General features: G+C 69.9%; 12 protein-coding genes and 1 tRNA gene. 8 read left to right on the top strand and 5 right to left on the bottom strand.

The genetic code is table 11. From position 1 onward, the window contains the following. Positions 1 to 3 precede the first annotated feature (3 nt). The 4 genes from efeB to ACTWJ9_RS16825 all read left to right on the top strand — a co-directional run bounded on the left by efeB (position 4) and on the right by ACTWJ9_RS16825 (position 4,996). Entirely contained in the window at positions 4 to 1,296 is a 1,293-nt protein-coding gene (efeB, locus tag ACTWJ9_RS16840; protein ID WP_279335046.1) for an iron uptake transporter deferrochelatase/peroxidase subunit, read from the top strand. 70 nt (positions 1,297 to 1,366) lie between these two features. Beyond that, positions 1,367 to 2,299, top strand: coding sequence for a prephenate dehydratase (gene pheA / locus ACTWJ9_RS16835; protein ID WP_279335045.1), 933 nt, complete (start codon positions 1,367 to 1,369; stop codon positions 2,297 to 2,299). 619 nt (positions 2,300 to 2,918) lie between these two features. After that, positions 2,919 to 4,196 carry a serine--tRNA ligase gene (gene serS, locus ACTWJ9_RS16830; protein WP_443294380.1) on the top strand — a complete coding sequence of 426 codons (1,278 nt, stop codon included), beginning with the start codon at positions 2,919 to 2,921 and terminating at the stop codon, positions 4,194 to 4,196. Then, positions 4,193 to 4,996, top strand: a complete 804-nt coding sequence (locus ACTWJ9_RS16825; protein WP_279335043.1) for an HAD family hydrolase — start codon at positions 4,193 to 4,195, stop codon at positions 4,994 to 4,996. Before serS ends, ACTWJ9_RS16825 begins: the two co-directional genes overlap by 4 nt. A 91-nt stretch (positions 4,997 to 5,087) precedes the next feature. On the opposite strand, the gene ACTWJ9_RS16820 is transcribed toward ACTWJ9_RS16825, so the two are convergent. The 5 genes from ACTWJ9_RS16820 to ACTWJ9_RS16800 all read right to left on the bottom strand — a co-directional run bounded on the left by ACTWJ9_RS16820 (position 5,088) and on the right by ACTWJ9_RS16800 (position 9,065). Further along, positions 5,088 to 5,177, bottom strand: a tRNA-OTHER gene (locus tag ACTWJ9_RS16820). Positions 5,178 to 5,482: 305 nt separating this feature from the next. Then, a complete protein-coding gene (locus tag ACTWJ9_RS16815) occupies positions 5,483 to 6,202 on the bottom strand; it encodes an ABC transporter permease subunit (RefSeq protein ID WP_384202200.1) in 720 nt (239 codons plus the stop codon). A gap of 13 nt (positions 6,203 to 6,215) precedes the next feature. Next, positions 6,216 to 7,127 (bottom strand): ABC transporter ATP-binding protein, encoded by a 912-nt coding sequence (locus tag ACTWJ9_RS16810; protein WP_443294379.1) that lies wholly within the window; start codon positions 7,125 to 7,127, stop codon positions 6,216 to 6,218. Continuing rightward, complete coding sequence (locus ACTWJ9_RS16805; RefSeq protein WP_279335040.1) at positions 7,124 to 8,041, bottom strand: ABC transporter permease subunit; 918 nt, start codon at positions 8,039 to 8,041, stop codon at positions 7,124 to 7,126. Before ACTWJ9_RS16805 ends, ACTWJ9_RS16810 begins: the two co-directional genes overlap by 4 nt. Next, the gene (locus tag ACTWJ9_RS16800; RefSeq protein WP_387035406.1) at positions 8,031 to 9,065 is read right to left on the bottom strand and encodes an ABC transporter ATP-binding protein; all 1,035 of its coding nucleotides are present in this window, start codon (positions 9,063 to 9,065) and stop codon (positions 8,031 to 8,033) included. The genes ACTWJ9_RS16805 and ACTWJ9_RS16800 overlap by 11 nt, the downstream gene beginning before the upstream one ends. Before the next feature lie 268 nt (positions 9,066 to 9,333). Between ACTWJ9_RS16800 and ACTWJ9_RS16795 the strand changes: the two genes are divergently transcribed. The 4 genes from ACTWJ9_RS16795 (at position 9,334) to ACTWJ9_RS16780 (ending at position 12,297) form a co-directional block, all read left to right on the top strand. Beyond that, positions 9,334 to 9,882 carry an RNA 2'-phosphotransferase gene (locus tag ACTWJ9_RS16795; RefSeq protein WP_279335039.1) on the top strand — a complete coding sequence of 183 codons (549 nt, stop codon included), beginning with the start codon at positions 9,334 to 9,336 and terminating at the stop codon, positions 9,880 to 9,882. An 83-nt stretch (positions 9,883 to 9,965) separates the two neighbouring features. After that, on the top strand, positions 9,966 to 10,424 hold the full coding sequence (locus ACTWJ9_RS16790; protein ID WP_443294378.1) for a hypothetical protein: 459 nt from the start codon (positions 9,966 to 9,968) through the stop codon (positions 10,422 to 10,424). A gap of 93 nt (positions 10,425 to 10,517) precedes the next feature. Then, on the top strand, positions 10,518 to 11,390 hold the full coding sequence (locus tag ACTWJ9_RS16785) for a DUF72 domain-containing protein (protein ID WP_443294377.1): 873 nt from the start codon (positions 10,518 to 10,520) through the stop codon (positions 11,388 to 11,390). 10 nt (positions 11,391 to 11,400) lie between these two features. Continuing rightward, positions 11,401 to 12,297: an LLM class flavin-dependent oxidoreductase gene (locus tag ACTWJ9_RS16780; RefSeq protein WP_279335036.1), complete on the top strand. Its 897-nt coding sequence runs from the start codon at positions 11,401 to 11,403 to the stop codon at positions 12,295 to 12,297. The last annotated feature ends 118 nt before the right edge of the window (positions 12,298 to 12,415 follow it).

The following is a 12,415-nucleotide window of genomic DNA, read 5'->3' as shown; positions in this document are numbered from 1 at the left end:
ACCATGACTGACCAGTCCACTCCGGAGGCCCGCCCCCTCGCGGCACCGGAAACCCGGGAAGGAGCCGCCGTACCGGACGACCGGAAGGGCATCTCCCGCCGCCGTCTGCTCGGCACCGCCGGGGCCACCGGGCTCGTGCTCGGTGCGGCGGGCAGCGCCGTGGGCTACGCCGCCGCGCCCTCCGAGGCGACCCCACTGACCTCGGTGGGCGCTGGCAGGGCGATGTTTCACGGGAAACATCAGCCCGGCATCACCCAGGGACTCCCCGCCCGCGGCCATCTCGTCGCCTTCGACCTGACGCCGGGCGCCGGGCGCAAGGAGGCCGCCGCCCTGCTGCGCCGCTGGTCGGAGACGGCCCGGCGGCTGATGGCGGGCGAGCCGAGTGCCGACGGCGACACCGACGTGGCCCGCGACGCCGGTCCCTCCTCACTGACCGTCACCTTCGGCTTCGGCCACAGCTTCTTCGCCCGCACCGGTATGGAGAAACAGCGTCCGGTGGCTCTGGATCCGCTGCCCGACTTCTCCTCCGACCACCTGGACAAGGCACGCAGCAACGGCGACCTGTGGGTGCAGATCGGCGCCCATGACGCCCTCGTCGCCTTCCACGCCCTGCGCGCCGTGCAGAAGGACGCCGGTTCGGCGGCCCGGGTCCGGTGGCAGATGAACGGCTTCAACCGCACACCGGGTGCCACCGCCCGGCCCATGACCGCCCGCAACCTGATGGGCCAGGTCGACGGCACCCGCAACCCGAAGCCGGCCGACCCGGACTTCGACCAGCGGATCTTCGTACCGGAGAACGGCGAGCCCGCGTGGATGGCGAACGGCTCCTACGCCGTCGTCCGGCGTATCCGCATGCTTCTCGACGACTGGGAGGAACTCGCGGTCAAGGAGCAGGAGGCCGTCATCGGGCGCCGCAAGTCCGACGGGGCACCGTTGTCCGGAGGCACCGAGACGTCCGAGATGGATCTGGAGAAGACGGACTCCGGAGGCAATCTGGTGGTCCCCGTCAACGCCCACGCACGGATCACCCGCCCCGACCAGAACGGCGGCGCGGCGATGCTCCGGCGCCCGCTCTCGTACCACGACGGCATGGACGCGGACGGCGTGCCCGACGCGGGTCTGCTGTTCATCTGCTGGCAGGCCGACCCGCTGCGGGGCTTCGTACCGGTACAGCGCAAGCTGGACCGGGGGGACGCGCTGTCGCCGTACCTCCGGCACGAGGCGAGCGGGCTGTTCGCGGTGCCGGGCGGCGCGGCGGAGGGCGAGTATGTGGGACAGCGGTTGCTGGAGGGGTGAAAGTCGCCTCGTGTCACTCCTGGGAGCACGGACGAAGGTGCGGTCGGCGTGAGCCCATTAGGGTGAGTCCATGCCAGCGAGCTATGCGTACCTCGGCCCCGAGGGCACCTTCACCGAGGTGGCCCTACGCACCCTTCCGGAGGCGGCCACCCGGGAACTGATCCCGTATGTGTCCGTGCAGTCCGCGCTCGACGCGGTACGCGCCGGTGAGGCCGAGGCCGCGTTCGTCCCCATCGAGAACTCCGTCGAGGGCGGCATCACCACCACCCTCGACGAACTGGTCGCGGGCACCCCGCTGATGATCTACCGCGAGGTACTGCTGTCGATCACCTTCGCGCTGCTCGTCCGCCCCGGCACCAAGCTCTCGGACATCAAGACGGTCACCGCCCACCCCGCCGCCCAGCCACAGGTGCGCAACTGGCTGAAACAGCACCTCCCGGACGCCGCCTGGGAATCGGCCGCCTCCAACGCCGACGGGGCCCGTCTGGTGCAGGAGGGCAGGTACGACGCGGCTTTCGCCGGCGAGTTCGCGGCGGCCCGGTACGGGCTGGAGGCCCTGGAGACCGGAATCCACGACGCGGAGAACGCCCAGACCCGCTTCGTGCTGGTCGGACGCCCGGCCCGGCCCGCCGCGCGCACGGGTGCGGACAAGACGTCCATCGTGCTGTGGCAGCGCGACGACCACCCCGGTGGCCTGCGCGACCTGTTGGACGAGTTCGCCACCAGGGGCGTCAACCTGATGCTGCTCCAGTCCCGGCCCACCGGTGCCGGTATCGGCAATTACTGTTTCTGCATCGACGCCGAGGGACATATCTCGGACCGCAGGGTGGCCGAGACGTTGACGGGACTCAAACGGATCTGCCTTCAGGTGCGCTTCCTCGGTTCGTACCCGCGTGCGGATGTGCAGCCGACGGAGGTACGGGATCCGCTGCCCGGAACGTCGGACGCCGAGTTCGTGTCCGCGGCGGACTGGGTGGCGCGCTGCCAGGACGGCCGGTTCTGAGGGGCTCCAGTCGAGGTGGGGCCGGTCCTACCTGCTGATTTTCGTTATCCACAGAAGTTATCCACAGGTCCGCTTCTCGACCTGGGGACAAGTCGACAGCATTGCCCCGTTCGGTCGACAAATCCCCCCTGTGTCCGTGATTGCATTCACGCACCCATGGATCACCCTTCGCTCCCTCTTTTCCTTTCGGCAACCCTTTGGATCAGCCTATTCCTCCTCGAAAGGGGAGGTAAGGGAAGCTTGCGCCGGGAACCCTTCCTCCGGTCGCGCGTTTCGGAGTGGTCGATTCCGGTGTCCACAGATTCCCTTCACACCCTGTGGATAACTTTCGAAAGACTGTGGTCACCTGTGGACAACCAGGCCCCAGGTTCCGTTTCCCGCAAGGAATTCCAGTCAACGAGCCGCCTGTGCGACTGACTCTCCCCAGGGAGCGGCACCCGCGCATTGACCGCCCGGGACGCCTTCCGGTGACCGCCCATCGACCACTCCGTCACCCCACCACCCTGCCGACCCCGTCGAGTTCGGGACATATTACGCACACCACCCATAACGGAATGGGATCGGTCCTCTCGGAATAGTGAGTCGTGGGCTGTCACCGTGCACCGGTAGCCTTGACCGCGTGATTGACCTTCGCCTGCTCCGTGAGGACCCCGACCGTGTGCGCGCTTCGCAGCGTGCCCGTGGAGAGGACGTCGCGCTCGTCGACTCCCTCCTGTCCGCCGACGAACGGCGGAGGTCGTCCGGCGTCCGCTTCGACGAGCTGCGTGCCGAGCAGAAGGCACTCGGCAAGCTCATCCCCAAGGCGGCCGGTGACGAGAAGGCCGAGCTGTTGAAGAAGGCCGGCACACTCGCCGCCGACGTCAAGGCGGCCGACGCCGAGCGGGACGCGGCAGCGGCCGAGACCCAGGAGCTCCTGGGCCGGCTGAGCAATCTCGTCCACCCCGACGTTCCCGTCGGCGGTGAGGAGGACTTCGTCACGCTGGAGACGCACGGCACCGCCCGCGACTTCAGCGCCGAGGGCTTCGAGCCCAAGGACCACCTGGAGCTCGGTCAGCTCCTCGGCGCCATCGACGTCGAGCGCGGCGCCAAGGTCTCCGGCTCGCGCTTCTACTTCCTGACCGGCGTCGGCGCCCTGCTCGAGCTGGCGCTGGTGAACGCCGCGATCGCCCAGGCCACCGCGGCCGGCTTCACACCGATGCTGACCCCGGCCCTGGTCCGTCCCCAGTCCATGGCGGGCACCGGCTTCCTCGGCCAGGCGGCCCAGGACGTCTACCACCTCGAGAAGGACGACCTCTACCTGGTCGGCACCTCCGAGGTACCGCTCGCCGCGTACCACATGGACGAGATCATCGACGCCGACCGGCTGCCGCTGCGCTACGCGGGCTTCTCGCCCTGCTTCCGCCGCGAGGCCGGCTCGCACGGCAAGGACACCCGCGGCATCTTCCGGGTGCACCAGTTCGACAAGGTCGAGATGTTCTCCTACGTCACTCCCGAGGAGTCGCAGGCGGAGCACCAGCGGCTGCTGGAGTGGGAGAAGCAGTGGCTGACGTCGCTGGAGCTGCCGTTCCGCGTGATCGACGTAGCCTCGGGCGACCTGGGCTCCTCCGCCTCGCGGAAGTACGACTGCGAGGCGTGGATCCCGACCCAGGGCAAGTACCGCGAGCTGACCTCGACCTCGGACTGCACCGAGTACCAGTCCCGTCGGCTCCAGATCCGGGTGCGTGACGGCAAGACGGTGCGTCCGCTGGCCACGCTCAACGGCACCCTGTGCGCCGTGCCGCGCACCATCGTGGCGATCCTGGAGAACCACCAGCAGGAGGACGGCTCGGTGCGGGTGCCCGAGGTGCTGCGTCCGTACCTGGGCGGTCGGGAACTCCTGGAGCCGGTCGCCCAGTGAGTACGCCGTTCCCCTACCAGCTCATCGCCACCGATCTCGACGGCACGCTGCTGCGCGACGACCACTCGGTCTCCCGCCGCACCCGTGACGCGCTCGCCGCGGCCACCGCGGCGGGCGCCGCCCACATCGTCGTCACCGGGCGCGCGGTCCCCTGGACCCGGCCCATCCTCGACGACCTCGGCTACCAGGGGCTCGCCGTCTGCGGCCAGGGCGCCCAGGTGTACGACGCGGGAGCGCACCGGCTGCTCACCTCGGTGACGCTGGACCGGCAGCTGGCCGCCGTGGCGCTGGCCAAGATCGAGGCGGAGGTCGGTCCGCTGTACCTGGCCGGGAGCCGCGCCGGGCTGGACGGCGAGGTGCTGGTGGGCCCCGGCTACGAAGTGCAGGGCCCGCTGCCCGCGATTCCGTTCACGGACGCGTCGGACCTGTGGGCGGCGCCGTTGAACAAGGTGTACATCCAGCACCCGACCCTCACCGACGACGAACTCGTCGATGCGGTCACCCGCACCGCGGGCGGTTTCGTCACCGTCACCATGGCGGGCGAGGGCATCGTCGAACTGCTCCCTCTCGGTCTGTCCAAGGCCACCGGGCTCTCCCTGGCCGCTCGCCGGCTGGGGGTGAAGGCCGCGGGGACGATCGCGTTCGGCGACATGCCGAACGACATTCCGATGTTCGCCTGGGCCACGCAGGGCGTCGCCATGGCCAACGCCCACCAGGATCTGCGGGCGGTGGCCGACGAGGTGACGTCCTCCAACGAGGAGGACGGCATCGCGGTGGTGGTGGAGCGGTTGCTGGGCTGAGGCCCGGCGTTCGGCGTTCGGCGTTCGGCGTTCGGCGTTCGGCGTTCGGCGTTCGGCGTTCGGCGTTCGGCGTTCGGCGTTCGGCGTTCGGCGGAGGATGCACGGATCGAACGTGCGCGGGCTTTTCGGGCCCGACCAAGGCTTGAACCAAGCCAGTGCCTTACCACTCGGCCAATCCTCCGGGTGGGCGGCCCACGCGACGATGTGCGCGTGCTCGAAGCGGCCGCCCCGGGCAGGTCCCGGTGCGGGACGGACTCGACGGAGCAATAGGGATTACTCCGGAATCCGCCGTGGGCTGCCCTGACGGGAGCCGGACGTACTGCCGTGCATCGACATTCGTCCCGCTCCTCTCCCAGCAGACGGCGCCGGACCTTCCCGGCGCTGCGGACACCACCACTCTGCCCGCCGGAGGAGTCCGGCGCCACCGAATTCGAACGCGGCGGGCGGCGCCTGCCCGGCCACCGCCCGCCACTTCGCCGAAAGCCCTCACTCCTCGCCGGCGAGCGTGAGCGTGCGCAGCTTCTGACCGGCGTACCAGGTGGCCAGCACGGTGACCACGACCAGCAGGATCGTCGCGGTGGTCAGGCCGACGTCCGAGGTGACCAGCTCACCGCCGGCGACCTTCTGGGCCACCGCCAGCGACCACTGCTGGATGCTCAGCGTGCGGGCACCGGGAACCAGGGAGCCGAACAGGGCCTCCCAGACCAGCGCGTAGACCAGACCGAACACCACCGCGTGCCGGGAGACCGTGCCGAGCAGCAGGAAGAGCGCCGCGTACGCGATGGAGGCGACCAGCGCGGCCACCGTGTAGGCGACGGCGATCTGCTGGCCGTTGCCGTTCAGGATGAAGCCCGCGACCAGGGTGGGCACCGCCGAGAAGACCATCGTCACGGCGATCGCCACGATCAGCTTGGTGTAGATGATCGTGGGCCGCTTGACCGGCTTGGACAGCAGGTAGACCACCGAGCCGTCGTCGATCTCGGGACCGATCGCGCCGGTACCCGCGATGACACCGATGATCGGCACCATCGTGGCGAGCGCCAGCCCGCCGAGGACGTCGGCCGCGGTCTGGTCGTCGGCACCGGCGAGAACGCGCACCGCCAGGGAGATCGCGATCAGCAGCAGCGGCAGGGCGCCCAGGATGAGGGCCCGGCGACGGCCGAGCAGGGCCCGGTAGGTGAGCCGGGCGACTGTGGGGTCGTACATGGTGTTCGGCCTCCTACGCCGCGACGAGATACGAGAAGACGGACTCGAGGGACTCGTCGGACGGCGAGACCGTGAGCAGGCGGATGCCGTGTTCCTTCGCGACCCTGGGCAACAGGGACGTGAAGCGGCCGAAGTCGACGGCCTGGATCCGCAGCACGCCCTCGCCGTGGTCGACCTCGATGCCGGACGTGGACGGGTCCGCGATCAGCGCGGCCGCGAGGGCGCGGTCGTCACTGGAGCGCACCAGGTAGCGGTGCGGGCGGTCCGTCATCAGCCGGCGGATCTTGCGGAAGTCACCGCTGGCCGCGTGCCGGCCGGCGACGACGACCTCGATGTGCCAGGCGAGCTGCTCGACCTCCTCGAGGATGTGGGAGGAGAACAGCACGGTGCGGCCCTCGTCGCCCATACGCCGCAGCAGGTCCATCAGCTGCATGCGCTGGCGCGGGTCCATTCCGTTGAACGGCTCGTCCAGCAGGAGCAGGGACGGCTCGTGGACCAGCGCGGAGGCCATCTTCACCCGCTGGCGCATGCCCTTGGAGTACGTGGCGATCTTGCGGTCCTGCGCGTACTCCATCTCGACCGTCGCCAGTGCCCGCTGGGCCTCCTTGGAGCCCAGTCCGTGCAGTTCGGCGTTGGCGAGGACGAACTCGCGGCCGGTGAGGAAGTCGTACATCGCCTCGCGCTCGGGGACGATGCCGATGTGCCGGTAGATCTTCTCGTTGCGCCACACCGCCTGCCCGTCGAGGGTGACGGTGCCGGTGGAGGGGGCGAGGAAGCCGGCCATCATGTTGATGAGGGTGGACTTTCCGGCGCCGTTGGGGCCGAGCAGACCGGTGACGCCGGGGCCGACGGTCATGGTGATGTCGTTGACGGCGACCACGTTGCCGAACCAGCGGGAGACGTGGTCGATGGAGAGCGTGGTCACAGGCCCACCTTCCGGTAGCGGCGCGTCAGAAGGCCGTAGCAGGCCGCGATCAGGCCGAGGGTGAAGAGGACGTACACCACGCCCTCGCCGTTGGTCGGGCCCACTCCGCCCGGGAAGGTGGAGCTCGCGCCGAGGAAGGCGGACTGCACACCGTCGATGAGGGTGACCGGTGAGAACAGCCCGATCCAGGCGACCGCCCCGGAACTGCCCTGGAACTCGGCGATCGCCTGGAGGGTGGAGACCGCTCCGTAGGAGATGGTCAGGACGGCGATCACGGCGGCGATGCCGAAGCCGCGGCGCGGGGTGACCGCGGCGATGACCAGGCCGATACCGCCGAAGAGCAGCGAGAGCAGTGCCACGGAGACGAGTCCCTGTGCGAACCCCTTGGTCTGGTCGGCGAAGTCGAGTTCGGCCAGCAGCGCGCCCACGTAGAGCACCAGCAGGGGAGCGGCGGTGAGGATGAACAGGGCGCAGGACAGGGCCGCGAACTTGGCGCGCACGTAGTCGGCCGTCTCGATGGGCCGCGAGAAGTACAGCGGCACGGTCTTGAAGCGCAGGTCGCGCGAGACGGACTGGGGTGCCTGCGAGGCGATGTACAGGCTGATGACGGCCTGCATGATGATCGCGTAGCGCGTGTAGTCGACGGGCAGTTCCTTCGCCTTGGTGGCGACCGCGACGGCGACCATGATGGCGGCGGGCACACACATCACCACGAACAGCAGCATCGGCAGCACCTTGGACTTCGCCGAGCGGCCGAGGCCGTAGGAGCCGCGCAGGGACTGCGAGAACAGCGAGAGCCTGGCGTAGGAGCGGCCGAGGCGGGGGCCGTCGTAGGAGCGGTAACCGATGTTGTGGATGCGGGTCTGGTCACCCGATGCCGGTGCGGGTGTCCGCAGGGGCTGCTCAACCGCCATGGCCGACCGCCTCCTTCCGCTGCGCGCCGTCGCCGGTGTCGGGTCCGGCCGCGGTGTCGTTGTCGGTGTCGTTCTTGAACACCTCGGAGATGTGGTGGCGGCGCTGTTCCATGCGCACCAGGCCGAGCCCGAGGTCGGCGATCACGTCCCGCACCAGGTCGTAGGTCTCCTCGCCTTCTGCCGTGAGCAGGAGGATGTGGCCGGCGCCCGGCAGTCCGCTGCCGTCCTGGACGGTCACCCCGCGCGCGTGGAGCGCGTCACGCACCGCGCGGGTGCCGTCGGGGTGCTCGTCGGTGTCGGTGACCTCGATCGCGAGGGTCGTCGTGATCTGGGTGAAGTCCGTGGTGGAGCTGGAGCGCAGCAGCTTGCCGCCGTCGACGACGACCACGTGGTCGCAGGTGCGCTCGAGTTCGCCCAGCAGATGGGAGGTGACCAGGACCGAGATGCCGAAGTCGGTGTGGATCCGGCGGATCAGGCCGAGCATCTCGTCGCGGCCGACGGGGTCGAGACCGTTGGTCGGCTCGTCCAGGAAGACCAGTTCCGGGTCGTGCACCAGGGCCTGGGCCAGCTTCACCCGCTGCTTCATGCCGGTGGAGTAGCCGCCCATGGGGCGGTAGCGCTCCTCGTACAGGCCGACATGGCGCAGGGTGTCCGCGGTGCGTTCCCGCGCGGCGGTGGGCGGCAGGCCGGACATGCGGGCCATGTGCACGACGAACTCGGTGGCCGAGACGTCCGGCGGCAGGCAGTCGTGCTCCGGCATGTAGCCCACCCGCTCGCGGATGGCGGCGCCCTTGGTCGCGACGTCGAGGCCGAGCACTTCGGCGCGGCCCTCCGTGGCGGGGGACAGACCCAGAAGGATCTTGATCAGTGTGGACTTGCCGGCTCCGTTGGCTCCGACGAGTCCGGTCACACCGGGCCCGACTTCCATGGAGAGCCGGTCAAGCGCGGTCACCCGGGGGAACCGCTTGCTCAGGCTTTCGGTCGCGATCACAGTCACGTCCCCGACGTTAGTGGCCTGCGCCACGTGGGTCGTCAGACCGGAGAGCCGTTTTGGAGTCCCCCTGGAGTCGTACGGGCCCGTAGGGGACCCTTCGTCGGGGAGTGGTGCGGGACACGGGCGGTGCGCCGGATCGCCCGGGTGAAGCCGTTTTTCCGAGACGACCGGTGGAACTCCGAAGCGGTTGTCCACAGGTGCACCCGATTTCGCTGTGGATAACCACACTTGACTGTGGATCAAACATCCTGGGCAAAATTGATCGCGTGATGCGCGTCTCTCCCGGCAGGCTGGGAGGATGGACGAAAGACGCACCGTGAAGGTGTCGAAGTACCTCGCCAGGCATCTGCGCCATACGCCCGAGGAGATCGGGCTCGCGCTCGACGAGGCCGGCTGGGTCGAGATCGACACGCTGATCGCCGCGGCGGCCGCACACGGTTTCCGGTTCACCCGGGCGGAACTCGACCAGGTGGTCGCCGCCAACGACAAACAGCGCTTCGCGATCGAGGGCACCCGGATCCGCGCCAGCCAGGGTCACAGCGTCGGGGTCGACCTGGGACTGCCGTCGGCCGTCCCACCGCCGTGCCTCTTCCACGGCACCGTCGGCCGTCACGTGGCCGCCATCCGCGCCGAGGGTCTGCTGCCCATGGACCGGCATGACGTGCACCTCTCCGCCGACCGTGCGACGGCGGCCCGCGTCGGCGCCCGCAGGGGCCGCCCGGTGGTCCTTCCCGTGGACGCGGCGGCCATGCACCGCGACGGCCACGTCTTCCGGGTGAGCGCGAACGGCGTATGGCTGACCACCGCCGTACCCGCTCGGTATCTGCGGTTCCCCGAGGGCCACTGACACGACGGCTTCCCCGTCCCCCGCCGTCCGCGCGTTCCTCGTGGGTGGTGCTGCCGTGCTTTCCCGACAGCCGACGACACCGCATGATCAGCGGTATGGATCATCTGCCCACCACCGAGGCCGCCGTCACCGCCCTTCGGGCGCTCGCCGAGGGGTACGAGCGCGAGATCGAGGTCATCCATGACGTGGGTGCCGACCAGACGTCGCGCCGCACCGCGGCAGGCGTGGGAGTCACCACCGACCCGGACGGGTCCCTCCCCCATGAGGCCTACGTCGAGTTCGGCGGCCTGCCCAGGGTCAGGGTGCGGCTCTACCCCGAGGGCGACGCGCTGATCGACGTGGAGGGCGTGGAGTGCCCCGACATCCCCCGCGACGATGTCCCGGCCTTCCTTCGCTCCGTCTTCGACGGCCTCGCCCACGTCAGAGGGCGGCGCTTCCCGCCGGGGTACTTCCTGATGGTGCCGCTGCCCGGGGACCGGACGCACAAGGAGTTCATCCCGATGATCGTCCTCACACCCTGGCTGAGCGCGCGCGTGCGGTGAGCGTTTCACGTGAAACACCCGGGCACCCAGAGCCGGGCGGACGGCTTCCTGCGCCGGACGAATCCGTCACCGCGTCCGGGGAAGACGGGCGGAATGGGAGAGATCCGGGTCGGAACCTGCTCGTGGACGGACAAGGCGCTGGTGTCCAGCGGCTGGTATCCGGCAGGCCACCGCGACGCGGAGGGCAGACTGCGGCACTACGCCACACAGTTCCCGGTGGCCGAGGTGGACTCCACCTATTACGGGCTGCCCAGCGCCCGTAACAGCCTTCTGTGGACCGACCGCACCCCGGAGGACTTCCGGTTCGACGTGAAGGCGTTCTCCCTGCTCACCGGACATCCGACACGGCCGGAAGCGCTGCCCGCCGCACTGCGTCCGGCCTTCGCCCGGCAGCGGGGACGGACCGGCATCGACCCCGGGCTGCTGGACGACGTGTGGGACCGGTACAGCGCGGCCCTCGAACCACTGCGCGCGTCCGGCCGTCTGGGGACGCTGGTTTTCCAGTTCCCCCGCCGGCTCGTACCGGGGAGGCCGGCGGTGGAGTTCCTGCGCCGGTGCCGTGAGCGTGCCGCGGGATGGCCGATGGCCGTGGAGTTCCGGCACCCCGGCTGGTGGCGCGAGGAACAGGTCGATGCGACGACCGCCCTGCTGACGGAGCTGGACACGGCCGCCGTGGCCGTGGACATGGTGCAGACGCTTCCCGCTTCCGTGCCACCTGTCGTACGGGTCACCACCCCGGAACTCGCCCTGGTGCGCTTCCACGGCCGCAACAGCGCGTGGGGGACCGGCACCAAGGAAGAGAGGTTCCGCCACTCGTACACGCCCGAAGAACTCTCCGAGTGGACACCGCGCGTCCACGAGATGGCCGAGCAGGCTCGGGAGGTCCACGTCCTGTTCAACAACTGCTGCGGTGACGCCGCCGTCCGCGCCGCGCAGTCGATGCGACACCTGCTCGGTCTCTCGTAGGGTCGTCCTCATGCGACTGAGCACTGTGATCCTGCCGATCGACCGCTGGCGCGAGGGTGGCCGCGACAAGTGGCGGCGTGCCGAGGAGCTGGGCTTCCACGCCGCCTACACCTATGACCACCTGTCCTGGCGGACCTTCCGGGACGGCCCCTGGTTCGGCGCGGTCCCCACGCTCACCGCCGCCGCGACGGCCACCGAACGGCTCCGGCTCGGCACGCTCGTCACCTCGCCGAACTTCCGGCACCCGGTGACCCTCGCCAAAGAGCTGATCTCCCTCGACGACGTCTCCGGCGGGCGCGTCACCCTCGGTATCGGCGCGGGCGGAACCGGTTTCGACGCCACCGCGCTCGGCCAGGAACCGTGGACGCCGCGTGAGCGGGCCGACCGCTTCGCCGAATTCGTCCCCCTGCTCGACCGGCTGCTCACCGAGGACTCCGTGTCGTACCAGGGCGACTTCTACGCGGCGCACGAGGCCCGTGGCATCCCGGGTTGTGCGCAGCGGCCCCGGTTGCCGTTCGCCGTGGCCGCCACCGGACCGCGTGGGTTGCGGCTCGCCGCACGGCACGGGCAGGCGTGGGTGACCACGGGCGACCCGAAGCTGTACGAGAACGGCACGTCCGAGCAGTCGGTTCACGCCATTCGTGGTCAGCTGGAGAGGCTGGCCGACGCCTGCGCCGAGCGCGGGCGGGACGTGGCCGAACTGGAAAAGATCCTGCTCACGGGGTTCACCCCGGACCGGGCCCGGCCGCTGGCGTCCCTGGACGCGTTCGTCGACTTCGCGGGCCGCCACACGGAGCTGGGATTCACCGAGATCGTGCTCCACTGGCCCGTCCCGGACTCGGACTTCGCGGCGGACCAGAAGATCTTCGAGCGGATCGCCATGGAGGCGTCGGCGCAGCTGTCCTGAGCAGGAGCCCGGCCGGCGGGACCGATGCCCGTGCCCTCGCGGCGACCGCTTCGTCGAGGGATTCGGGGAACACCGAAGAGCGGTAACCACTCACATGTGCGGAGTGCCGCACGGTCGT

The sequence above is a fragment of the Streptomyces sp. GDS52 genome (assembly GCF_052246875.1).
Classification (GTDB): domain Bacteria; phylum Actinomycetota; class Actinomycetes; order Streptomycetales; family Streptomycetaceae; genus Streptomyces; species Streptomyces cathayae.
The sequence above is the reverse complement of the archived record's forward strand: the minus strand, read 5'-3'. Positions and strand labels throughout refer to the sequence as shown.